Below are 22,246 nucleotides of genomic sequence, written 5' to 3'. Positions count from 1 at the left end.
CATTATGATAGCGGGTAAGACCTCGTCATCTTTTTCCATTCTGTTTTTCAGCCTGGGAAGATAGAATCCTGTCAGCCAGACATGGTCTGCAATTAAGTGGATGTAATAGCCGAGGATGTAAGGTGAATGACTTATATTCCTGTATTTATAAACAATACTCTTATAATCATCCGTTCTCCCTTTATAAAAATGGGAAAGATCCCTTTGGGAGAAACAGCGTCCGGTGCTATTCCCCCCAATAAAAAAGCTGCTCTGTCCTCTATTTTCATTCTGGATGCAATTTCATTGTTGATGATGCTATGCATCACTTTGGAACCCATTATTCTCCCCCTTATTTACCAGGGCAGACCTGTACCGTATGTCTTTGCCCTGGCTTCACTGTCCTTTCTCCGTTTTTTGCGAATTTCCGCACGTTCTTTTGCTGATTCATATAAGCTCTTTTCTTCATCTGTCTCAGGAACAACCGCCGGCACCGGGGTCGGCTTTCCATTCTCGTCAACCGCAACCATTGTCAAAAAGGACATAGCACACACATTTCGGTCCCCGGTCAGCAGGTCTTCTGCAATTACTTTTACAAAGATCTCCATTGATGTCCGGCCTGTATAGGTCACAAAGGCCTCCAGGCAGACTGAGTTGCCTTCATAAACCGGATGAAGAAAGTCAACAGAATCTGTAGAAGCGGTTACGACATTTCTTCTGCCGTGCCTCATCGCCGCGATGGCTGCCACATCATCAATATAAGCCATTAGCTTGCCGCCAAATAGTGTTCCATATGTATTCGTGTCTGGCGGAAGCACAATGCTTGTTTTTACCGTAAAAGATTCTCTGCATGTTTTTGTTTCATTCATGTTGTTCCCTCCTGTTTTATTAAAGCATATCAAAAGCTGATGGCTAATTAAAATTATTTGGATAGATAGTAAAAAAACATTGCCAAAAATATCCTATCATCATATAATTTTATTGACCAGTGTTCAATAACGAAAGGTGATTCCATGAGTCCAAGAAAATCAGCCCATGACGAACTAACAAAAGAAGCCATTATTTCTGTAGCACGTGACCTGTTTGTTCAGGAAGGATATGCCGCAGCATCCATGAGAAAAATTGCGGACACCCTTCAGTGCAGCCATGGTGCCATCTATTATCATTTCAAAAACAAGGCTCAATTATTTTATGAAATTGTTGAAGCCGATTTTCAAAAACTTGATCAAGTCCTCGCCAGTGTCCTGAGAGAATCTGCAGATAGCAATGAACAAAAGCTTTTCAGCATTTTTTACCGTTATATACAATTTGGCCTGACCCATCAAAAACATTATGAGCTGATGTTTTTAATACGTGATGATGATGTGAAAGGCTATCTAAATGAAGGGCCAAACAAAAGCTACCTGCATTTTGCACAAGCGGTTAATTCACTCGCTCCCAACTCTCTCTCCATAAAGGATATTTGGTCTGTATTTCTAAGTCTGCACGGCTTTGTCACACATTATTGCAGAACGGAAACCACATTTGAAGAAGTGAAGGAACTCGCCTCTTCACATGCCCAATTTTTAATAAAAGCAATTTGTTAAAGAAATGTTATCGCATTTCTTTCATTTTTCCACTCAATTGAACAGTGGTCAATTAAATAAAAAGGATGATGACAAATGATGAAAACAGCTGCAGTATTAGGAGCAACAGGCGGAATGGGCTATGCTTTGACAGAAGCATTATGCCGCAGAAATATTAAAACTATCGCTTTTGCAAGGTCTAACGAAAACCTTCTTAACTTTAAAAAAAGCTGGGGACAAAATGCTGTTATCCATGCTGGTGATGCCTTGAATCCAGATGATGTTGAGAAAGCAGTGTCCGAAGCAGATGCAGTGTTCCATGCCATCAATATCCCTTACCCGGACTGGGATCCCACACTCTCAATTATCTTAAATAATATCCTGCAGGCCTGCAGCAAACATCATAAGCCTTTTATATATGCTGATAATATATACTCCTATGGTCTTCAATCCAGCCCTGCAAACGAAGTTTCTCCCAAGAATCCGCACACGAAAAAAGGCATGCTGCGCCAGGACTTGATTGAGACTATTAAAAGATCAGGGGTACCATATATCATTGCCCACTTCCCTGACTTTTACGGTCCTCATACAGGAAACACACTCATACACTATACTCTCAGCCAAATTATTGAAAAGAATAAGGGCATGTTTGTCGGCAAAACCAATATACCGAGAGAATTCATTTTCATTAAAGATGGAGCAGACGCATTAGCCGAGCTTGCATTGAATGAAAACTCATATGGTGAAGCTTGGAATATCCCTGGTGCAGGAACCATTACCGGAGAAGAAATAGCCAGTATTGTATCTCAGCATCTTAGCAGAGGCGTTTCCTTCAGACCTGTCCATAAATGGATGATACGTGCAATCGGCCTATTTGATCCCATGATGAGAGAATATACAGAATTGATGTATTTGAATCAGACACCTGTTATATTGGACGGCAGTAAATATGAAGCGAGAATTGGCACTCTTCCTAAAACATCATACGAGACTGGGATTAAAGTAACACTGGATCATTTACTAAACGAAAGGAATGCCGCATTCTAACGGCATTCCTTTATTTGAAGAATGAATTCTTCTTTTTCCCCCTTAGGATATCACCCATCCAGCCTTTTTTAATAAGCATGATATAGAGGGCTGCGGTAGAAGCGATGATAATGATAATGGAGAACAAATACCCATACTTCCATTCCAGTTCAGGCATAACTTTGAAGTTCATACCCCAGAGCGCTCCCCATGTTGCGATCGGAGTCATAAGGGTGGTAATGACCGTGAGTGTCTTCACGATTTCATTTCCCCGGTGCATGGATACCATTTCTTCAAAATTAACCAGGTCATCAATTTCCTGCTGATACTCCCGCACCAGCGTATAGCCCCTTTCAATTCGCTTGCACGTTCTTTTAAATTCAGTTCCATCGGTGACACCTTCACCAAACGTCTCTTCTACACCCAGCCTGATTTCCTTAACAGGAATCATAATATTCTTCCAAACCAGGATCTGGTGACGGAGCTCATAGATTTCCTCCAGGCGGTTAATATTATTTTTCTCTTTTATTTTCCATAGCAGCTCATTTAACCGTACTTCAAACTTATCAATCTTCTGGATGTTATCACTTAGGATCTCGCCTAAAATCACGAAAAATCCATCAATAGCATTATGGGTATAATCCATTTTTTTTAATAGCAATGAATCATCAGACTGAATGACAGACGAATCAAAGCTAACAGTGATGAGAAAATCCCTTGTCAGAAAATAGTGGAACAAACTATTTTCATGCTGCTCCTTTGTTTTTTGCTGATAAATGAGCGAACCGCTAATAAATTCCTTACCGCGGACTGAAGTATCAATTTTCATTACATTTGTTTTATTCTCGGATGTATTCTTGGCCCATTCCTTTAAGACATCTTTATAGTCACCAGCCACCTGGTAATCTATTTCCTCCAAATGATCGTAACGGTGCCATTTCCAGTTATCTTCGTTATATTCTTTTTCCATCCCCATCTTCCTTCCTAACATCGTATCCTTATTTATATTTAATACATAATTCCCTTCTTGCTGCCTGAATAAAACCATTCATAAGGTGTAATTATTTCTAGCACTGGAAACAATGTAATAAAGATTAAATGTTTGCTTTTAATTACGCCGGGTAAATAAACACCAAGAAATACAAATCAAATTATTTAAAGGAGGAGCATAATCATGAATTCTCGTCCGTTAAATCCCTATCTGTTAGCCGGTGTTGGCATTACGAGCATTTTATTATTAGCCAGCAAAAACAATCGAAATAAGGTTCAGTCTCTTGCAGTTAAAATGAAGGGCATGCTTCCTGACCGCTTTCTAAATGATACAGTGCCAACAGAAAAGCTTGGCCACCCTGACCCACATAATATTGAAGATAATAAAATGGTAGATGAGGGTGCCATGTATTCAGTAAATTACTATAACGAAACTGTACAGCAATGACCTAAGGACTGGCTTCCTTAGGTTTTTTACATAATTCTATATTTTTGGAGGAGTCTAGATGGGTGTTCTATTCATCCTGATATACTTGGGAATCGTTTTGGCAGTTATTGAAATTCATACGCTGATCTTCACATATACCGGGCTGGATAAGCCTATTGCGAGATTTCAGGTGATCAGCATGCTGACAGGAACCGGTTTTACAACCGGGGAATCTGAACTGATTATCGACCATCCAATCCGCAGAAGGTTCGGAGCCTTTTTAATTTTATTTGGCGCCTTTTCATTGGCAGTAATCATTTCGGCAATCAGCAGCATCCTATCAGATGACTTCTTTACTGCCAAGATCTCGGTCGTCGCCGCTGTCCTGATCCTGGTTATTTTTATTTTAAAAATTCCTAAAGTGCGCGATTATCTTTCGGGGAAACTGGAGCATGAGCTCGAAGAACATTATGATTTTCGCGATCTCCCGATAAGAGAAGCGCTGCTTACGGATGATACGGATCATGTATTGGACTATACCATCAATGAATCATGCGATTTCATTGGTAAAGAATTAAGGGAATTGATTGAAGATGACGAAGATATTAATGTGCTGTACATCCAAAGAGGTGAAATAAAGATCAGAAAAGACCGGCTTATCACTGAGCTTCAGGAGGGAGATCATATCATCCTGTACGGAGATGAACAAACGATTGAGAGCAAATTCGGGGGAAAAAATGAGGACAAAAAATAAAGCATCTGCCCATGACGGGAGATGCTTTCTCATTTTCAATTAAACTGCTTGGCTGGCGATAGATAGAGTGTCAGGCCAATTTTTCTGCATACTGTTACATAATGCATCATGGCCAGGAGGACAGCTCCCATATTCATGCCCATTATAATACCGTCCATCTGCAGGCTGTGCATGGATCCAAGCACGAACATGGCTGTAAATGAAACAACAGTTGACCATACTGAATGATAAAACGCATCTTTCATGAGGCCCAGGCCGATTAAATAAGCCTGCATCGGGATAATGAAAAAGTGGAGCAGAAAAAATGGCCACAGCAGCTGTAAATAAACGGCTGCATCTGTGGAGTGGAAAAACACCTCGGTCAGCGGCCGTGCAAAAAAATAGAAAAGAACGACCGATGGGATCCCGTATAAAAAGGTGACAAAGAACACCTGCTGAAGAAGTCTCCGAAGCTCCTCCAGATTTTTATCCGCATATTCTTTGGAGACTGTCGGAATCAGCATGATTAAAAATGAATGGGCAATAAAGGATGGGAAAAAACCGATCGTCATGGCGACACCAGCAAGCATTCCAAAATGTTCTGTTGCGACTTCGCTCGGCACTCCTGCCTTTAAAAGCGCCCCCTTAATCAAGAATGGCTGAACAGCATGTGTCAGGGCATGGAAAACTCTCAAAGCAGTCGTCGGCACTGAAACAGAGATTAAGTTCTGCCTGACACTACTTCCGCTTACAAACTCAGATGGCTCTTTTTTAATACGGTGATACTGGATAATAAACATATTCAGCAAATAGAGAAAAACAACAATCTCACTTCCTACAAACGTACAAAATGCAATAAAGACTGCTGTATTGACATCAAATTGAAAGGCCTGATAAAGAACCACGAGCAGAAGGAGCTGAACGGATTTGCGCAGAAAATTGGAGGCTGCAATTTTCCCCATTTGATGCTTGCCCATGAAAAAGCCTCTGGCAATTGAGGAAAAAGACACGATTGGGATGAACCCGATCACAACCCATCTCAGGAGCGGATGGTACTCATTAAAGACACTGACAAACGGAATGATTGCCGCTGCAATCGGAACCAAAACCGCTGTAAAGATAATGGTCAGCTTGATGACATGATGGAGCATACTGAGATGATACCTTTTATCCTTTTCAGCTATGAACTTGGAAATAGAGATTGGAAGCTCAAAACTGGCCAGCAGCACAATTAGAAATATGGTCGGCAAAATCGACATGTACATGCCGAGTCCCCTCTCCCCCAGTTCCCGGGCAAGCACCATATTTACCACAAACTCTATACATTCGCTTGCAAAAGCAGCCAGTGCAAGCAATATGACTCCTTTGAAGAATTTACTCATTGCGCCTCTCCTTATATAATGCAGATTCTATATAAGATATGAGACATGCCCCAATAATATATTGCCCTTTTTGAACTTTTAAGAAAATTAATATAACGAAAAGGAGGGCAGGCTACCTGCCACCCTCCTTCCAACTAAAATACAAAAACATGTGCAATCAGTACAATAACAGGTAACGTAATAACCGTTCTTTCAATAAAGATAACGAATAAATCCATAAAGCTCAGCGGAATGTTTGAACGCAGGATCAGGATCCCGATTTCAGACATGTATACTAATTGTGTTAATGACAAGCCCGCCACGACAAATCTTGTCAGCTCGCTCTCAATCCCGCTTCCGATAACGGCAGGAAGGAACATATCAGCAAAGCCAACAAGCATAGTTTGTGCTGCTGCTCCTGCTTCCGGCAATTGCATAAACTCCAAAACAGGAATGAGCGGGTATGAAATAAACTCAAATACAGGCGTGTATTCCGCAATAATCAGGGCTGCTGCTCCCAAGCTCATAACAAGCGGAATCAGTCCCATCCAAATATCTAAAACGGTTTCGATCCCATTGGTTAATAGCTTTTTGGGACCCGGGGCATTCCTGGCTTTATCAATTGCCTGCTCCCATCCCCATTTCAATTTCGAAACCCCTTCCGGAATGGTTTCATCAATCTGCTGTCCTACTGGCTCATAATAGGTATCCGGCTTCCGGGATAATGGCGGAATTCTAGGCATAATCAATGCTGCCACGACACAAGCTGCAGAAACGGTTAAATAAAAGGGAATGAATAAATGCCCAAGGCCAACCACGTTCGCAACAACAAGACTGAAAGCAACTGATGCAATCGAAAAGGTCGTCGCAATGACCGCTGCTTCTCTTTTTGTATAAAAGCCTTCATCATATTGCTTCGTGGTAACCAAAACACCTACAGTTCCGGCGCCCATCCAGGACGCAAGACAATCGATGGATGACCGTCCGGGAAGTGTAAAAAATGGTCTCATAAATTTTTGGACAAGTGCCCCAATGAATTCCATTAATCCAAATTCCACTAAAAGCGGCAGAAGGATGCCGGCAAAAAGGAACCACGTAAGCAAAACGGGAGCCAGGTCATAAAGAACCACTCCGCCTGTATTCCGTGACCAGATAAATTCAGGCCCGATCTCAAACAAAGTCATGATTCCTGCTGCGAATCCAAGGATTCTCATGGTTAATCCAAACTTGCCGGTATCAAATAATCCTTTTAAAAACTTATTATCCAGTATAAATGCCGGTTTTGCTGCTTTTGTCAGGATGGAAAGAAAAACCGATATTCCTAAAATGAAAATGATAATGGCAGGCATCTGCTCACTGAACGCATTACCTAATAGTGATGCTAAAATACCAACACCAATCGTTACGTCTCCCTGAAATTTAACTGGAACCAGAAATAGGAGCGACCCAATTAATGATGGAATGATAAATTTCCAATACTCTCCTGTGACAGCCTGCGGCTTAACCCTTGTCTCAGCTTTCATTCTCATACCTCCTTATGAATTGGAAACAACTGCTTCATGCTCTGTAAGTGCTTCTTCCAATACTTTCAGTCCCTGGTCGATTTGCTTCTTTGTTACGATAAGCGGCGGAATCATCCGAATCACTTCCCCTGAATTTCCGCAGAGATAGAAGAGGACGCCTTTATCAAGTGAAGAGTTCAGAATATCCATTACCGCTTTTCCATCCGGTTTTCCGGTTTGCGGATCGATTATTTCAATGCCAATCATCAGGCCCAGCCCTCTGACACTGCCAATTGCAGGATGTTCGGCTTTTAAATCCTGTAATTTCTTTAATGCATACTCTCCCATCTGCTTTGCGTTTTCCAAAAGATTCTCCGTTTTTAGTATTTCAAGAGAAGCTAAAGCTGCAGAGCAGGCAATCGGATTTCCGCCGAAGGTTGTTCCATGGGCACCCAGCGGCCATTTTTCCATCAGTTCTTTTGATGCTGCAGTTGCGCTTAAAGGCAGGCCTGCCGCGATTCCTTTTGCAATCGCCATGATATCCGGCACAACATCAAAAGCCTGAGCGGCAAACCATTCTCCAGTACGCCCAAAGCCTGTTTGCACTTCATCAAATATCAGCAGGATTCCATGCCGGTCACATATTTCCCTGATCTTCAGCATCCATTTCTTCGGAGGAATGATATAGCCTCCTTCTCCTAAAACCGGTTCAATGATCATGCAGGCAACCTCTTCAGGGTCCACCTGATGCTTGAACAGGGTTTCAGCATCCTTTTCCAGCTTTCTTGGGAAGTACTCCTCAGGATCTTCACCAAAAGGGCAATCGCGCTCATCCGCATATGGAAGCTGATAGGTCAGCCAGGACGGCTGCTGAAACTTGCGGTAATTGCTCTTCGATGTAGATACACTGAGTGCCCCCATCGACCTTCCATGGAAACAGCCTGTAAAGGAGACAACATAGGGCCTACGCGTGACATACTTTGCTAGCTTAATAGCTCCTTCTATTGCCTCTGTCCCGCTGTTTGCAAAGAAAAAGCAATCCAGATTTCCCGGCGTAATTTTTCCAAGTTCATCTGCGAGCCGCAAAATCGATTCATAGATGATAACGCCTGACGGGCCGTGCACCAAATGATCTGCACTGTCTTTAATGGCCTGTACAACCTTTGGATGTCGATGTCCCACATTTTCCACTGCGATGCCTGATGTAAAATCCAAATACTCTTTTCCGTCGACTCCGTAGTAATAGCAGCCTTCCGCCTTGACCACCGGCAAATTCGGGTGGTCCTTTGCCATGCTTGGTGCCAATAAGTTTGAAATATTTCCGACAAGATGACTCCAATTTTCTTCGTTCATACTAACCCCTCCTGAATCCTGCATTAGATGTAAATGCTATATTTGCTCTGCTATTCTTTAATGCAATATTCATGCCAAAGTATGTATTAACAATCATATTTTTTTAATTTTCTTACTACTGAAGGCTGACTGATCCCCAGGGCCCCCGCTATTTCAGTAGTGGTTCGGTAACGCTTCCTTGCATTGATTAATACCTTCCTCTCTACATCTTCCAAAATAGCAGGAAGAGATTGCCCCTCAAAATCTATAAAACCATCTTTTTTTCCTTGCATATGGTATTCATAAGGCAGGTCCCCTTTCGTGATCATCAGGCTGGTGCTTGTCACGATAAGGCGTTCCATCAGGTTTTCAAGTTCTCTTACGTTTCCCTTCCATTCCAGCTGCAGTAAGTGATCGACCAGGGGTCTTTCGAGCTGCCTTTCCCGATTATGCCGTTTGGAGATAGAGTGGAGAAAATAATGAATGAGCGCAAACAAATCCTCTTTCCTCTCCCTTAAAGGCGGTATCTTCAATGGCACCACGTTCAGCCGGAAGAATAAGTCCTGCCTGAAATCCTTGGATTCAACTGCTTTCTCGAGATCTTTATTTGTAGCCGCAAGGAGCCGAAAGTCTGCCTGAACAGGCTTTGTTCCTCCCACTCTATAAAACTGCTTGTCTTGTATGAATTTCAGCAGCTTTGCCTGCAGATGGGCTGAAAGTTCGCCAATTTCATCAAGAAATAGCGTGCCTCCTTTTGCCATTTCAGCAAATCCCATTTTTCCTTTATTCTTTGCCCCTGTAAAAGCACCGCCTTCATACCCGAAAAACTCAGCTTCAAAGATGGATTCTGGAATGGCACTGCAGTTCACTTCAATGAATGGCCCGTCTTTTCGCGTACTGTTTTGATGAATCCATTTGGCGAGAGCCGATTTTCCGACACCAGATTCACCCAGAAGCAGGACTGTGACATCTACATCCCTGATTCTTCTGATGGTTTCGGCAATATTTCTCATCGCCAGGCTGTCAGCTATCATGCCATCCAATTTGATGCTCTTATTGCGCAGGAGATCCAGCTCGCTCTTCACCCTTGCCATTTCTTCTTCGACACTGTTCAGGTATTCTTTTATAACAAGAAGCTCTGAAACATCGTAGGAATAGCTGACAATATGTTCGATTTTTCCAGTTTCATTGAATACGGGAATACCAGTAACCAGAATCTTTTTTCCTGAGCCGGCTTTTTGCACCAGAATGACTTTTTTCTTTTTCTTTAATACTTCAGGAGTAATCGCAGGCTTGAAGACCCCTTTTCTTTCCAGATCATAAACAGATTCGCCGAGTAGAGATTCCGGTTCAACGCCATAATGACTGCCGCTGCCTTTACTGACTTTTATAATTATGCCGTCTGCATTAGTAACCATAATGTCTTCTTCCATTGAAGATATGACTTCTTTGTCATTATTCCAATCCATGAAAAAGCTGTTCATTTGGGTCCTCCGAAAAAATTATTCAATATTGAATAGCGGTTCTTCTTTTGAAAGATCTTATTATTAAAAGAAAATCTCGTGAAATTATTCAGATTTAAATAATTATTCAAATTTGTATATTACTATACAGGAAATAGATGAAAACTGAAAGGTTTATTTGAAAAAAATTTATATTCATTCGATAAAATGCATAAAAAAAGGCTAACTCATTTGTTAGCCTTAACTTTTCTTTATAAAATAGCATCCAATTTCCTGTACAGCTCTTCCCTCTTCTTTTCAAGCTCTACTTTTTCATTATAAAATGTTTGCAGTTTCTCCAGATCCTTTTCCGATTCCAGAACCGTTTCTAATTTCATAAGAGTTGTTTCAAGTTGTTCAATTGCGTTTTCCAATTCCTCTGTTTCCTGCACTTTATCCTTTTTTTTCGGAGAAACAGCTGCTATTTTAGCCTTTTTCACAGGAGGAACTTCCATCACTGCTCTCCACTTCTCATCCATTTTCTTTCTGGCCCGATCATAATTCCCTTCATAGTAATGAAGTTCTTTTTGATCAATCCAGTATATTTTGCTGAATATTCGATTGATAAAGTAACGATCATGGGAGACAGCCAAAATGGTTCCATTGAATTCTTCCAATGCCTCTTCGAGTACCTCTCTAGATTCGATATCAAGATGATTGGTCGGTTCATCAAGAATAAGAAAGTTAATGTCCCTGTGCATAAGCTGAGCCAAACGAAGCCTCATTTTTTCACCGCCGCTCAATTGTGAAACTTTACGAAAAACAGTGTAGCCATAAAAGAGGAAACCGGCCAGAATATGGCGTGCCTCTCCCTCTGTTACAGCAAGCCCTTCCCTAAAGGCATCAATCACCGATTGATCATCTGCATCTGCGAAAACATGCTGTGACAAATAGCCGACTTTCAGGTTGCTCCCTCTGCGAATTTCCCCAGTATCAGGTTCTAGCTCTCCCAGGATCATTTTGACCAAAGTCGATTTTCCAGTCCCATTATCCCCCACAATAGCTGTCCGGTCGCGGAATTGGATGTGTATGCTGACGTTTTGGAATAAGTGCTTACTCCCAAAAGACTTGCTTACTTCTTTCATCAAGACCACATCTTTTCCGCTCCGTTCAGATGCTTCAAGATCCATATTCATTTTTTTGCGGTTTAATACAGGCCGGTCCAGCTTCTCCATCCGATGGAGGGCTTTTTCCATGCTGCTTGCCCGTTTATGAAGGCCCGCGTTAGGCGGAGTGCATTGATTGGCCCACTCTCTTAACCTCTTGATGGCTTCCTTCATCTTCTTGATTTTCTTTTGCTGCTCCTCATATTGCTGAAACTCTCTCATTAGCCTTTCTTCTTTCTCTTTTACAAAGCCTGAATAGTTTGTCTGGTAAAGAGTGATCTCTCCACCTTCCAAATCCAGAATCCTGCCGGCCGTTTCATCTAAAAAATAGCGATCATGTGAAATGAGCACTACTGTCCCTTCATAATTCTTTATAAAATCAGCCAGCCATTCCACTGCCTTAATATCCAGGTGGTTGGTCGGCTCATCCAGCAGAAGCAGATTCGGGCTTTTCAGGAGCATGTGGGCGAGGCATACCTTTGTTTTTTCACCACCGCTTAGAATGCTGAAATCCTTGTTCAGAAGACTGCTGATATCAAGGCCATTTGAGATGCGTTCTATCTGGCTATCCATTTCATAACCATTGTTCAGTGCAAACTGATCCTGCAGCTCTCCATACTCTCCAATAAGTTTATTTAATTGATCCGGAACATTTTCATTTGCCATTTGCTGTTCCATTTTCTTCATTGTTTTTTCCATCTCCAGCAGATAAGTAAAAGCTGTTTTTAAAACATCAATTGCCTTCATACCTGCCGGATAGTCCGGAATTTGTGCAAGATAGCCAATCTCACACCCTTTTCGCCAATGAATCTTGCCTGTATCCGGGACTTCTGCTCCAGCCAGCAATTTAAACAGAGTCGTTTTTCCGCTTCCATTTCTTCCTGTCAAACCAACCCTGTCCCTCTCATGAATTTCAAAGCACATATTTTCAAACACGGTATTTCCGCCGTAACTTTTTCCGACTTGCTGTGCGCTGCATGCGATCATAGATATTTCCTCCAAATTTATAAAAATATACATAAAAAAGCCATAGGAAACATACTCCTATGGCCTGGGTAAAATCTGATAAAATGAAGCTTTCACTGGACGATTTTCTGCTCACAGTTAGCTGTACGGCAATGCGCCGGCCACTCAGCTGCTGCCAAAATGCGGCTGCTTTATACTGAGTTCATTTAATCGGACTTTTATTGGAAGCTTGGTGCAACAAGATTTCTTAATCTTGCTGCGAAGCTTACCGCAATGAAACGGGATAAAAAAAAAGAGAGCTTGAAGAAGCTCCCTTCACCGTTCTATATAATGGCGTAAAAGAGATGTTCTCACTGTTTTGTTTTCATATAAAATTTGCTAAAAAAGGGCAGACTTGTCCCGTTAACAGCAAAACCATGAAAAATCGCACGGTAAATTGTCAGGAATTCAATCCATTCACCTCGTGCCAAAACAGTTCCACTCATCTCTTCTCCACCTCCATTTCAAATAAGTTAGTTTTATTTTAATATTTCTTCAATTTAAAAGCAATGGGTATTTTTCCAGCATAATGAGCGCTAAAAAAGGAAGCCTTTAGTGCGGGCTTCCTTTTCAATATTATTTCCACGTCTGGATTTGATCTGTCTCAAGAATACCAAGTGTTACATCACTGATATCAGGGTCATCAAGCAGCTGATCTCTAACACCAATTTTTATATCATCCGCATCGGCAAGCGTGAGGCCTTCGACCAGCTCAATGTAACCTTCCACATGATATCTTCTTCCCTCCTGAATCAGCCGCAGCTGTTTAATATCCACGACCTGAGGATCTCCGAGAATAATTTGGGCGATACGGTCTTCAATATCTTTTGGTGCCGCTACACCAATCAGGCCTAGCGTATTTTCAAATCCGATTTTTACAGCGATCCCCACCAAAAGCAGTCCAATTAAAATTGTGCCGACTCCATCCAGGAAGTAAAGTCCTGTAAAATGAGCAATTAATATCGAAACAAGGGCAAGCAAGGCGCCAAATGTCGCAATAATATCTTCATAAAAGACCAGCCGTGTTGGAGGGGAGGCTAACCTTACATTTTTAAAGGCAACAGGCACAATGCCAAATCCTTTGGCAGGATTCCTGGTTTCATGGCCGATTTCCTTCATGGCTTTTAATAAAATAAAACCATCGACAGCAACGGCAAGAAGCATAACTCCTACATTGAGCCATAGGTCGGTTGATTCCTTTGGATGCTGAATCAATTCCCAGCCTTTATGTATCGTTTCATAGGCCATGATGGAAATAACGATAACAGCAATTAATACGAACAGGTTGATCACCCGGCCAAATCCTGTGGGGAACCTTTTGGTTGGCGCCTTTTCGGCAAGCGCACTGCCAAAAAACACAAACCCCTGGTTCAGTGCATCAGCAAGGGAATGGAGGGTTGTGGCAAGCATGGCCCCGCTGCCGCTTGCAAAAGCTGCCAGCCCTTTAGCAATCGCCAGTGCCGTATTTCCGATTGCTGCCATTCCCGATGATTTATTTCCTTTTTTCAATAAAGCAATCACAGACATTTCATCACCGCCAAATTTTTTTGTTTGGTTTTATTGTTACCCTCATGAACAGATTCTGAATCATTTTTTTCTGGTTCCTCATTCAGGCAAAATAAAAAGAGCTAATATCACAATTAGCTCTCCAGAACATTATTTAACCAGCGAGTGCTTGAAGGCATAAATGACTGCCTGGGTTCTGTCCTGCACCTGCAGCTTGCTTAATATATTGCTTACATGTGTTTTGACTGTTTTTAAGGCAATGAAAAGTTCGTCGGCGATGTCCTGATTCGTTTTGCCTTGTGTCATTAAAAGAAGGATTTCCATCTCGCGGCTTGTCAGCTCTTCATGGGGCAGCTGGTGATTTTTCTGCCTCATTTTCACCATCATTTTGCCGGTCACTTCCGGTTCCAGCACCGATTGTCCATGATAGGTCGAACGGACTGCCTCAGCTATCTCACTGGCTTTCGAGGTTTTCAGCATATAGCTTGTCGCCCCTGCCTCCAAAGCCGGATAAACCTTTTCATCATCAAGGAAGCTTGTCACAATAATGATCTTAGCTTCTGGCCATTGCTCGATGATTCTTCTTGTCGCTTCAATACCATCCATTTCTTTCATAACAAGATCCATCAAAATGATATCCGGCCTCAATTCGAGTGCCAGATCAATAGCTGTTTTCCCATTATCCGCTTCTCCTATAACCTCAATATCCGGCTGTGCCGTAAGGTAGGAAGACACTCCAATCCGAACCATTTCATGGTCATCCACAAATAAAACTTTAATCATTGGCCTCACCCTCAGAATTTAGTCTTGCCTAACAGCAGACATTATTTACATAATCGGAACCTTAACTTCAAGACGGGTTCCTTTGTTTCTTAGACTGATGATTTTCATGCTTCCGCCAACTTCAGCGGCACGTTCATACATGTTCTGCAAACCGTAGGAGCCAGCCCTCGTCTCCTCTACATCAAAACCGACTCCATCATCAGCTACACGTAGTATGGCATAATCATCTCTTTGAATCAGGAGCACTTCAAGGTTTTGCGATTTGGAATGGCGGAGTGTATTGGACACCGCTTCCTGGAGGATGCGGAATAGGTGGTCTTCCACCCCTTTATCAAGTGGAAAATCCTCTACCTTCCATTCAATCTCCATCGCTACTTTTTGAAGCAATTCGACCAGAAGCTCTTCAATTCCTTCCTGCAGGCTTTTGCCCTTAAGGGCCGCTGGACGAAGGTGCAGCAGCAGGGCTCGCATTTCCAGCTGTGATTGATGGATCATTTCTTCCACCATTTTCAGCTGCTTTGCCTGCCTTTCTTCCGGATCCTGCTGGGTTTCAGTAATCGCAGACATCATCATGGATGCTGCAAACAGCTGCTGGCTGACAGAATCGTGAAGCTCGCGTGCAAGCCTGTTCCGTTCCTGGGAAACAATTTCCTGCATCCTGTTCTCGAAATCTTCCGCTTTTTCATTTGCCAGCTTTTGAGAAATCTTTGCCTGATCTGCCATATGCTGTTGAATCTTCTCGGCCCTGACTGCTATGGAATGCAATTCTTTACCTGTTTCCTGCACATCCAATTGACGGCCTTCCTCCACCTGGTGGAGCATTGTATCTACGGCAAAAAGCTGCCGGCGCCAGTAAATGCCTGACAATAATCCAAAAGTCAGGCCAAGAGCCAGGCTTACGCTCGGCACAAATAGGATAAACGGAATATCGAGTATTTCCGTTTCCCACAGATCCCGCCATCCGGGAATGGGAAACATCGTAAAAAAAGAAGCTGTCAAAACAGCAAGAATACAAAGGGACATGCCCGCTCCCCATGCAATTTGCCGCTGAATGATACTCATACGCGCTTCACCTCGATATCCCCTACTGCAAGTGAAGTGAAAATCTTAACGCGCTGTCCTGATTGATCATAGCCGGGAGTCTGAAGCTGAAGGAGCTGGTTAAACATCTTTGATTCCTCGTGCTCTAATATTCTGGCCTTACCCACAATAGCTGAATGGCTGACACTAACCTCAACGTCATAGGGAACAAGCACCTGCACGTTTCCGATGAAGTTCCGGATGAAAATAACGGTTTCTCCCTTGGGAATAACCGTATAGCTTAAATCTATGACCGTATCACCAATGCCGGTCTGGATATTGATATCATTCCATTCGTATACTTGCTCAGGTGTTTTTTGCTGGCCGACAAATATATTGGAAAAAAGAGGACTCTTCTTTATGACTGTTTCTTTCTGGAGATTTACTGCCGGTTCATTGAACTCCGGCTGAATCCGTTTAGGATCCTTTTTGGACTGCCCAAACTGAATCAGCAGGTGAATCAAAATCGCCAGGAGGAAAAATTTCAGCGTCATCATGCTGAAAATATTGATGAGCAGAAAAATTAGCCCCAGCCAGAAAAGCCATTTTCCGGAGCTCTTAGGCATCCTCTTCCTTCCGATATATACCATTCCAATTGGCACAAGAAGAGAGAATATCACACCGCTATTAAAAAAGGCTATTTCCACAAAGAGAAAGACAATGCCCAATATGATAATCCAGCTCATATAATCGCTTTTGTTGTTAATGTTCATGTGGCATCCCCCCTTTTGTGTATATGGAATGATAAGAAATGCGGCAGCGCCTTCGGAACAAGCCAAAACGCTTGTTCCTGCGAAGAACATCCAAGGAAGCCTTGCTTGGTGCTAACCCCCGACAAGCACAAGACGAGCCTCACGGAAAGGCGTCCTTTGCCTTTTTGAGAGGCTCGGCTTGTGACCTCGAGGGGGTGGCGCTGGAGCTAACAGTTATAGACTTAAAAGGCGCAGTATCTCTACGCCTTTTTAGAATACCATTTTTTGTTCATAAAATAGAAAGAGTTTTTATCTTTTTTGGGAAAAAGATAATACAGGCAGGCTTCATTTTTGTTTTATTGCATGTTCCAAACTATTTCTGACTTATTTTCGAATATTACAATACAGGCTTCTTCTCAAGCTCTTTTTCCAGCTGTGCGATGCGGGCATCAATTGTGCTGCGGTGATAGGAGCTTTTCACCTGATGTTCAAGATGGTCAAGATAGGATTCGATTTCCTGGAATCTTGTAAAGTTTTTATCATTGTTTTGATCAAGCACCTTATCCATTTGGTGATTTGCGCGTGTGATGTTTTCACGGCCCATCAGCTCCATGCGGCGGATATGCATATCCTTCAGTTTATGCTTCATTTCCTCGTATTTTCTTTCAAGGTCACCCATTTGCTGTACAGCCTGGTTCAGAAGATCCTTCAAACGGCTGGCACGCTCTTCATACTGCATTTGCTCCTGAGCTGCAAACTGATAGAGTTCTTCCTCACCTGCCTGCGATGCAACCTCTGCCTGGCGCTTGCGTTTGTCTGCAAGGTTTTTCGCCTGCTCGTATTCTCGAGTGAACTCTTCTTTCAATGTATATTGACGTTCCAAAAGCTTGCGGACCTTTTCGGTTTCACGCTCACATTCACGAAGGTATTGGTTTAAAAGTGCGATTGGATTCTTTTTCTCCTTTTTATCCAACACTTCGTGAAGGTCTGCCATTACTGTATCTTTGATTCTCGTTAATAGGTTTGCCATATCTATCTCTCCTTTTTTAGTTTCTGTTTAAATCCGCCCATTGCTTTTCAAAGTTAGCAAAAGGGTCATTTTCTTCTTCCACTGCACTTGAGCTTGAATCGTTCCATTTTTTATATACCAGATATAGAACATATGCAGCTGCAAGCCCTAAAATTGCCGGGAAGTTGGAAGCGGTTGCCATCAAAGCGATGAACCCGATGATTCCATAGCCGATTTTTGCCATCGTGCTTTCTGCTTTTATAAATTGTTTAAACACAAAGTATAGAATCGCCGCGCTTACTGCCAGACCCACTATTGGTCCAAGATTTGAAACCAGCACCATGGCTGCAATTCCACCTGCTATCAGTAATCCAAGTTTTTTCATTTTCGTTTCCTCCTTTCTTGATTTCATCTTACCTGTTTCGTGTAAATGCTATAACGAGCCTCAGCTTTATTTTCAAATAAGACCTGAGACGTAGCAGATAGTCGGCCTCTTTCGACCCAGATGGGAAATATGGAAAAAGAATGTACGTTAATGCGGAAAAATGCGGGGTACACATGGGGTAGGCAAACAAATAATGAAGCTGCATCGCGCAGATTTTTCATACAGCTATGGAAATGGAGGTCCTCCCATGTTTGGGTATGATGATTTTTTGAAATTTATTCAAGCCTTTTTTGTGGTTTACCCGGCGGTCACACTGATTCATTTATTGGGGCATATATTCTTTGCAGGCATTTTTGGCGGAAAAGGGATCCGTGTTATCATTGGCACAGGCAAAATCCTATTCTCAATGAGGTTTTTAGAGGTTAGACGGTTTTACTTCTGGTATGGAGGATGTGAGTTTTCAGCATTAAAATACAGCAATAAACTGACCAAATCTCTTATTTTTTTAGGAGGGTCTATTTTTAACATAGGCAGTATTTTTATTGTGAATTACCTGATCCGGCTGGGCATTCTGGATGCAAACATGCTGTGGTACCAATTTGTATATTTCTCCTTTTATTACGTCTTTTTCGCCCTGCTGCCAATGGATATGGCAGATGGCACACTTAGTGACGGGAAGGCTATGTACAAGCTCTTGTTTAATAAAAATAAAGATGATTCCTCAGCAGACTGCCAGCTGGTTGATGAGGAGAAAAGATAGGTGAGCTGCCAAAATTCTGTTTTTTTGGACGGAATTACAAAGTTATGAGCGAAACCTCAAAATTATCCGCAAAAACCCTGATTAATAAGCCAATAAAAAAGGAAGCCCCGATCATTCGGAGCTTCCTTTTTGCATGAATTTCTTTTCATAATGGCCTAGTGCCAATAGCGGCCAAATATACCGGTAACTGTGATAGTGCATGTATAGGAAACCGGCCATTCCCTGACCTTTTGGGTAATTTGTCGTCCAGTCATTTCTTTGGCCTTCGCGAATCAGGAAAGCCATGCCTTTTCTGATCTCAGGGCTGTTTTCATGAGAAACGGCAATTAAAGCATCAACGGCCCAGGCAGTATGTGTTAATGTACTGCTTCCCAATGGAACATAGCGTTTTTCAATATCGCTTCTGCAGGATTCTCCCCAGCCGCCGTCCTCATTCTGGACAGACTTCAGCCACTCAACCGCTTTTCTGATGTACTTCTCATCTTCCTTTTCCCCTGCAGCGGCGAGGCCGGTAAGGGCTGCCCAGGTTCCATACAGATAGCAAATCCCCCAGCGCCCATACCAGGAACCGTCTCTTCTCTGATTCTTTTTCAGCCAGCTTATTCCTCTTTTAATTGAAGTTTCAGCTCCTGTAGTGAAGGTACATAAATATTCAATGGTTCTGCCAGTTAAATCTGCTGTGGACGGATCAGTGAGAATAAACTCTGCTCCTTGAATAGGAATTAGATTCAGAAGGCGGTTATCTACGTTTTTTTCAAATGCCGGCCATCCTCCATCACGGTTTTGCATGGATAGAACCCATTGGTCTCCTCTCTGCCTGGATTTCTTGGCAGCTGCTCCCGTTTGATTGTGAAGGCTCCTCAGACTGGCGGTCGTATCATCTACATCGGGATGCATGGTATTGAAGTCTGAAAATCCCCAGCCTCCAGGAAGCCCCTTGCGGTTGTGGACCGTCCAGTCTCCGTGACGGGTTTGCTGCCTTGAAAGCAAATAGTTATTCGCGTTTAAAATCGCCGTATCTGATTCATCTACACCTGCCTCCTGGAGAGCGTGGGAAATTAAAGCCGTATTCCATACTTTAGCGTCTGTTAACTGAAAATGGATATGTCCATCTATTGTGCAGGACATTCCCTTTAATCCCTTTACCGCCTTGATGATTACTGGATCTTTTGGAGAGCAGCCGAGAGCGAGGAGGGCAAATATCATATAAAAAGTGCTGCTGAAATAATTTAATGATGTTCCATCCGGTTCAATCCGCTCGAGCAAATATTGCTTTGTTCCCTCATATGCCATGCTGCGGAGCCGATCAGGCAATCCAATTAAGCTTTCGGCCATATCGGTAAGAATATCAGCAAGTTTTCTCCATTCATCAGAACGGCTTTCTTCCCATAGTTCTTCCCTGTCCCTTGTTCCATAGATTTCATCCAAATCAGGACTATTTTCCGTTCTTCGCCTGAATTTTTTGCTGCCAAGCAGGATCACCGGCAAGAGATGAATTCTGGCAAAGCTCGAAAGCTGGTAGATGCTGATTGGGCTGGATGGAGGAAGCAGCACTATTTCGATTGGCACTGGAAAAACAGCCGGCCATGGATATTGGCCTGTCATGGCAAGCATGATTTTCGTAAATATTCCTCCTTTTTTTATCCCGCCCTTTGATAAAATAAATTTCCGTGCAGCTGAAAGAGCCGGGTCATTCTTCTGCCTATAGCCTGAGTACAAAAGGGCGTAGTACGCTTCAATGGTCAAAGATAGATTTCCTTCTTTTTCGTCTCTAAAAAGCTTCCACGCACCACTCTCATCCTGGCGGCTTTCTATTCTTTCCGCCAGTTTCCGAATTAGCTCTTCATCCTTCGTTTTGAGCGTCCTCAGCAGGATAATCATATAAACATCAGTCATGATTCCAATTTCAAACGGATATGCCCATGAGCCATCCTGTAATTGGCTCCTTTTCAGCAAATCGGTTAGCCGGGTAATTTCTGCCTTGACTAGCTGCACATTCCTCATTCCCTCACTAAAGTTTTATTACACTATATTCCTTAATCAATTAAAGAATTCGGCCTTCCGGGAGAATGTGCCAGGGGCTTTTTAACGGACAGAGGATGCAGAAGTCCGGGGGCATGATGACAGAGCTTCATGGCAGCTTCAAAGTGAAGCCAATAATCAATCATTTTTTCGGCACATGAAACAATTCTCTCCTGTCCATACTAAGGGCGGAGGTGCACCTGCGATATGAAATTCTCATGGGTATTGGGGATCATGCTATTAACACAAACACAAACTGCCAGTCTTCCTGATGACTTATCCATTGAAAATGACGGCAAATCCATTGCAAGAGTCAACAGGACGGAATATGAAATGCCTTTTCCCGGGCTTCCGCTAGTGGACGGTGAACGGTTCACTCAGCTGCTGGAAAAATTAAATCGCCAGACGTATATTCCGCCTAGGAACGCGTACATAGGCGAAAGCGGACGCATCGTTGCTGAGAAGCCTGGAAAAATACTGCACCGCAAAGCATTCACAGATATTTTTTATACATATTTTTATAATAACGGGCCAGCCAGAATTGAGATCCCAACGCTCCCCGTTTACCCGAGAGTGGATCGTGATCTTATCTCCCATATCCGAGTTAAAATGATCGGCCAGTACGTTACGTATTTTAATCCGAATAACACCTCACGCTCCCATAATATTCAGCTTGCAGCCGAAGCCCTTGATAATTATGTTGTTTTTCCGAATGAAGTATTTTCTTTTAACCGTGCTGTCGGCAAAAGAACGGCGGGGAAAGGATATCAGCGTGCTCCGGTCATCGTTAGAGGAGAACTGTCAGAAGATATCGGGGGCGGGATCTGCCAGGTATCCTCCACTCTGTTCAATGCAGTTGACCGGGCAGGTGTCAAAGTGATCGAGCGTTATTCCCACAGCAAAAAGGTTCCCTATGTACCGCCTGGCCGGGATGCAACGGTAAGCTGGTATGGCCCAGATTTCACCTTTAAAAACCGTTACAGTTCTCCCCTGCTCATTCGGGCACAAGCTATGCATGGCCAAGTGGTAATCAGAGTATACTCCTCTGATGAAATTGACTATGAGCCCCGAAGGGTCCCGAAAGCTTCAACAATGCTGCCGGAAGAAATCAGCATTGAAAAGGAAGCAGGTTTAGAGAACTGATAGCTTTGTCGCTGCATTCAGGCAGGCATCCAAATCTGACAAATTTAATGTCATCTATAAAAAAAGGCTGATGACCATTATTACCAGCCCGAAGATCGCAGAGCCGCGCTTCACGCTTCTATTTTGCCGGGGCTTTAGGAATAAACTGATTATAAAACCAACTGGCAATACAATGCCATTAATGCTAAAAGTAAATGTGCCTAACAGATAATAACCAATCAGTTTCAGGATCAAATGCTCTTCTTCCTCATTCCTGCTGCGGAACAAAAGATAAATGCCGGCTGCCCAAAATAGTATAAATATTATAAACATATGTGCACCCCCTCTTAATACGGTAT

23 protein-coding genes are annotated in these 22,246 nt (G+C 42.8%); 6 read left to right on the top strand and 17 right to left on the bottom strand.

What is annotated here, in order from left to right; genetic code table 11:
• Positions 1 to 131 precede the first annotated feature (131 nt).
• Both NR125_RS29595 and NR125_RS11260 read right to left on the bottom strand, forming a co-directional pair.
• Positions 132 to 320: a hypothetical protein gene (locus NR125_RS29595; protein WP_306219769.1), complete on the bottom strand. Its 189-nt coding sequence runs from the start codon at positions 318 to 320 to the stop codon at positions 132 to 134.
• A 15-nt stretch (positions 321 to 335) separates the two neighbouring features.
• Positions 336 to 848, bottom strand: a complete 513-nt coding sequence (locus tag NR125_RS11260; protein WP_009334951.1) for an acyl-CoA thioesterase — start codon at positions 846 to 848, stop codon at positions 336 to 338.
• Positions 849 to 992: 144 nt separating this feature from the next.
• On the opposite strand from NR125_RS11260, the gene NR125_RS11255 reads away from it, so the two are divergent.
• Together NR125_RS11255 and NR125_RS11250 are read left to right on the top strand one after the other, a co-directional pair.
• Positions 993 to 1,565, top strand: coding sequence for a TetR/AcrR family transcriptional regulator (locus tag NR125_RS11255; RefSeq protein WP_192908282.1), 573 nt, complete (start codon positions 993 to 995; stop codon positions 1,563 to 1,565).
• 75 nt (positions 1,566 to 1,640) lie between these two features.
• Positions 1,641 to 2,591: an SDR family NAD(P)-dependent oxidoreductase gene (locus NR125_RS11250; protein ID WP_192908281.1), complete on the top strand. Its 951-nt coding sequence runs from the start codon at positions 1,641 to 1,643 to the stop codon at positions 2,589 to 2,591.
• Positions 2,592 to 2,601: 10 nt separating this feature from the next.
• Here NR125_RS11250 and NR125_RS11245 read toward each other — a convergent pair whose 3' ends face one another.
• Complete coding sequence (locus tag NR125_RS11245) at positions 2,602 to 3,561, bottom strand: magnesium transporter CorA family protein (RefSeq protein ID WP_198286721.1); 960 nt, start codon at positions 3,559 to 3,561, stop codon at positions 2,602 to 2,604.
• 183 nt (positions 3,562 to 3,744) lie between these two features.
• On the opposite strand from NR125_RS11245, the gene NR125_RS11240 reads away from it, so the two are divergent.
• Together NR125_RS11240 and NR125_RS11235 are read left to right on the top strand one after the other, a co-directional pair.
• A complete protein-coding gene (locus NR125_RS11240) occupies positions 3,745 to 4,008 on the top strand; it encodes a hypothetical protein (protein WP_009334955.1) in 264 nt (87 codons plus the stop codon).
• Positions 4,009 to 4,066: 58 nt separating this feature from the next.
• Positions 4,067 to 4,741, top strand: coding sequence for a TrkA C-terminal domain-containing protein (locus NR125_RS11235; protein WP_192908280.1), 675 nt, complete (start codon positions 4,067 to 4,069; stop codon positions 4,739 to 4,741).
• Positions 4,742 to 4,776: 35 nt separating this feature from the next.
• On the opposite strand, the gene NR125_RS11230 is transcribed toward NR125_RS11235, so the two are convergent.
• The 12 genes from NR125_RS11230 to NR125_RS11175 form a co-directional block, all read right to left on the bottom strand.
• Positions 4,777 to 6,102, bottom strand: coding sequence for a polysaccharide biosynthesis protein (locus NR125_RS11230; RefSeq protein WP_192908279.1), 1,326 nt, complete (start codon positions 6,100 to 6,102; stop codon positions 4,777 to 4,779).
• A 134-nt stretch (positions 6,103 to 6,236) separates the two neighbouring features.
• A complete protein-coding gene (locus NR125_RS11225; RefSeq protein WP_192908278.1) occupies positions 6,237 to 7,604 on the bottom strand; it encodes a YjiH family protein in 1,368 nt (455 codons plus the stop codon).
• A gap of 12 nt (positions 7,605 to 7,616) precedes the next feature.
• The gene (locus tag NR125_RS11220) at positions 7,617 to 8,936 is read right to left on the bottom strand and encodes an aspartate aminotransferase family protein (protein WP_192908277.1); all 1,320 of its coding nucleotides are present in this window, start codon (positions 8,934 to 8,936) and stop codon (positions 7,617 to 7,619) included.
• An 86-nt stretch (positions 8,937 to 9,022) separates the two neighbouring features.
• Positions 9,023 to 10,399 (bottom strand): sigma-54 interaction domain-containing protein, encoded by a 1,377-nt coding sequence (locus NR125_RS11215; RefSeq protein WP_192908276.1) that lies wholly within the window; start codon positions 10,397 to 10,399, stop codon positions 9,023 to 9,025.
• A 230-nt stretch (positions 10,400 to 10,629) separates the two neighbouring features.
• On the bottom strand, positions 10,630 to 12,510 hold the full coding sequence (abc-f, locus tag NR125_RS11210) for a ribosomal protection-like ABC-F family protein (protein WP_256815349.1): 1,881 nt from the start codon (positions 12,508 to 12,510) through the stop codon (positions 10,630 to 10,632).
• A 329-nt stretch (positions 12,511 to 12,839) separates the two neighbouring features.
• Positions 12,840 to 12,974: an RAxF-45 family protein gene (locus NR125_RS11205; protein ID WP_019382576.1), complete on the bottom strand. Its 135-nt coding sequence runs from the start codon at positions 12,972 to 12,974 to the stop codon at positions 12,840 to 12,842.
• Between the two features lie 130 nt (positions 12,975 to 13,104).
• Positions 13,105 to 14,055, bottom strand: a complete 951-nt coding sequence (locus tag NR125_RS11200; protein ID WP_071155820.1) for a cation diffusion facilitator family transporter — start codon at positions 14,053 to 14,055, stop codon at positions 13,105 to 13,107.
• Positions 14,056 to 14,184: 129 nt separating this feature from the next.
• Complete coding sequence (locus tag NR125_RS11195) at positions 14,185 to 14,817, bottom strand: response regulator transcription factor (protein WP_009334963.1); 633 nt, start codon at positions 14,815 to 14,817, stop codon at positions 14,185 to 14,187.
• 45 nt (positions 14,818 to 14,862) lie between these two features.
• Positions 14,863 to 15,879, bottom strand: a complete 1,017-nt coding sequence (locus tag NR125_RS11190) for a sensor histidine kinase (protein WP_019382578.1) — start codon at positions 15,877 to 15,879, stop codon at positions 14,863 to 14,865.
• A complete protein-coding gene (gene liaF / locus NR125_RS11185; RefSeq protein ID WP_009334965.1) occupies positions 15,876 to 16,610 on the bottom strand; it encodes a cell wall-active antibiotics response protein LiaF in 735 nt (244 codons plus the stop codon). The genes NR125_RS11190 and liaF overlap by 4 nt, the downstream gene beginning before the upstream one ends.
• 376 nt (positions 16,611 to 16,986) lie before the next feature.
• Positions 16,987 to 17,619, bottom strand: coding sequence for a PspA/IM30 family protein (locus tag NR125_RS11180; protein ID WP_009334966.1), 633 nt, complete (start codon positions 17,617 to 17,619; stop codon positions 16,987 to 16,989).
• A 16-nt stretch (positions 17,620 to 17,635) separates the two neighbouring features.
• The gene (locus NR125_RS11175; protein WP_009334967.1) at positions 17,636 to 17,983 is read right to left on the bottom strand and encodes a lmo0954 family membrane protein; all 348 of its coding nucleotides are present in this window, start codon (positions 17,981 to 17,983) and stop codon (positions 17,636 to 17,638) included.
• 160 nt (positions 17,984 to 18,143) lie between these two features.
• On the opposite strand from NR125_RS11175, the gene NR125_RS11170 reads away from it, so the two are divergent.
• Entirely contained in the window at positions 18,144 to 18,743 is a 600-nt protein-coding gene (locus NR125_RS11170) for a hypothetical protein (protein ID WP_251263841.1), read from the top strand.
• 111 nt (positions 18,744 to 18,854) lie between these two features.
• On the opposite strand, the gene shc is transcribed toward NR125_RS11170, so the two are convergent.
• Complete coding sequence (gene shc, locus NR125_RS11165; RefSeq protein WP_256815342.1) at positions 18,855 to 20,747, bottom strand: squalene--hopene cyclase; 1,893 nt, start codon at positions 20,745 to 20,747, stop codon at positions 18,855 to 18,857.
• Positions 20,748 to 20,972: 225 nt separating this feature from the next.
• Between shc and NR125_RS11160 the strand changes: the two genes are divergently transcribed.
• Entirely contained in the window at positions 20,973 to 21,908 is a 936-nt protein-coding gene (locus NR125_RS11160) for a VanW family protein (RefSeq protein ID WP_256815340.1), read from the top strand.
• A 54-nt stretch (positions 21,909 to 21,962) separates the two neighbouring features.
• Here the strand turns inward: NR125_RS11160 and NR125_RS11155 are convergent, their stop codons facing one another.
• On the bottom strand, positions 21,963 to 22,220 hold the full coding sequence (locus NR125_RS11155; protein WP_034297284.1) for a hypothetical protein: 258 nt from the start codon (positions 22,218 to 22,220) through the stop codon (positions 21,963 to 21,965).
• Positions 22,221 to 22,246 lie beyond the last annotated feature (26 nt).

Source organism: Cytobacillus sp. Bac17 (assembly GCF_024519925.1).
In the GTDB taxonomy this organism is placed as follows: domain Bacteria; phylum Bacillota; class Bacilli; order Bacillales; family Cytobacillaceae; genus Cytobacillus; species Cytobacillus pseudoceanisediminis.
The sequence above is the reverse complement of the archived record's forward strand: the minus strand, read 5'-3'. Positions and strand labels throughout refer to the sequence as shown.

Excerpts from the sequence above, each read along its gene's own strand:
- NR125_RS11230 (WP_192908279.1), bottom strand. The coding sequence starts at position 6,102 with ATGAGTAAATTCTTCAAAGGAGTCATATTGCTTGCACTGGCTGCTTTT.
- NR125_RS11175 (WP_009334967.1), bottom strand. The coding sequence starts at position 17,983 with ATGAAAAAACTTGGATTACTGATAGCAGGTGGAATTGCAGCCATGGTG.
- NR125_RS11180 (WP_009334966.1), bottom strand. The coding sequence starts at position 17,619 with ATGGCAAACCTATTAACGAGAATCAAAGATACAGTAATGGCAGACCTT.
- liaF (WP_009334965.1), bottom strand. The coding sequence starts at position 16,610 with ATGAACATTAACAACAAAAGCGATTATATGAGCTGGATTATCATATTG.
- shc (WP_256815342.1), bottom strand. The coding sequence starts at position 20,747 with ATGAGGAATGTGCAGCTAGTCAAGGCAGAAATTACCCGGCTAACCGAT.
- NR125_RS11200 (WP_071155820.1), bottom strand. The coding sequence starts at position 14,055 with ATGTCTGTGATTGCTTTATTGAAAAAAGGAAATAAATCATCGGGAATG.
- NR125_RS11155 (WP_034297284.1), bottom strand. The coding sequence starts at position 22,220 with ATGTTTATAATATTTATACTATTTTGGGCAGCCGGCATTTATCTTTTG.
- NR125_RS11250 (WP_192908281.1), top strand. The coding sequence starts at position 1,641 with ATGATGAAAACAGCTGCAGTATTAGGAGCAACAGGCGGAATGGGCTAT.
- NR125_RS11215 (WP_192908276.1), bottom strand. The coding sequence starts at position 10,399 with ATGAACAGCTTTTTCATGGATTGGAATAATGACAAAGAAGTCATATCT.
- NR125_RS11205 (WP_019382576.1), bottom strand. The coding sequence starts at position 12,974 with ATGAGTGGAACTGTTTTGGCACGAGGTGAATGGATTGAATTCCTGACA.
- NR125_RS11160 (WP_256815340.1), top strand. The coding sequence starts at position 20,973 with ATGAAATTCTCATGGGTATTGGGGATCATGCTATTAACACAAACACAA.
- NR125_RS11240 (WP_009334955.1), top strand. The coding sequence starts at position 3,745 with ATGAATTCTCGTCCGTTAAATCCCTATCTGTTAGCCGGTGTTGGCATT.
- NR125_RS11235 (WP_192908280.1), top strand. The coding sequence starts at position 4,067 with ATGGGTGTTCTATTCATCCTGATATACTTGGGAATCGTTTTGGCAGTT.
- NR125_RS11225 (WP_192908278.1), bottom strand. The coding sequence starts at position 7,604 with ATGAAAGCTGAGACAAGGGTTAAGCCGCAGGCTGTCACAGGAGAGTAT.
- NR125_RS11170 (WP_251263841.1), top strand. The coding sequence starts at position 18,144 with ATGCGGGGTACACATGGGGTAGGCAAACAAATAATGAAGCTGCATCGC.
- abc-f (WP_256815349.1), bottom strand. The coding sequence starts at position 12,510 with ATGATCGCATGCAGCGCACAGCAAGTCGGAAAAAGTTACGGCGGAAAT.
- NR125_RS11190 (WP_019382578.1), bottom strand. The coding sequence starts at position 15,879 with ATGAGTATCATTCAGCGGCAAATTGCATGGGGAGCGGGCATGTCCCTT.
- NR125_RS11260 (WP_009334951.1), bottom strand. The coding sequence starts at position 848 with ATGAATGAAACAAAAACATGCAGAGAATCTTTTACGGTAAAAACAAGC.
- NR125_RS11245 (WP_198286721.1), bottom strand. The coding sequence starts at position 3,561 with ATGTTAGGAAGGAAGATGGGGATGGAAAAAGAATATAACGAAGATAAC.
- NR125_RS11255 (WP_192908282.1), top strand. The coding sequence starts at position 993 with ATGAGTCCAAGAAAATCAGCCCATGACGAACTAACAAAAGAAGCCATT.
- NR125_RS11195 (WP_009334963.1), bottom strand. The coding sequence starts at position 14,817 with ATGATTAAAGTTTTATTTGTGGATGACCATGAAATGGTTCGGATTGGA.
- NR125_RS11220 (WP_192908277.1), bottom strand. The coding sequence starts at position 8,936 with ATGAACGAAGAAAATTGGAGTCATCTTGTCGGAAATATTTCAAACTTA.
- NR125_RS29595 (WP_306219769.1), bottom strand. The coding sequence starts at position 320 with ATGGGTTCCAAAGTGATGCATAGCATCATCAACAATGAAATTGCATCC.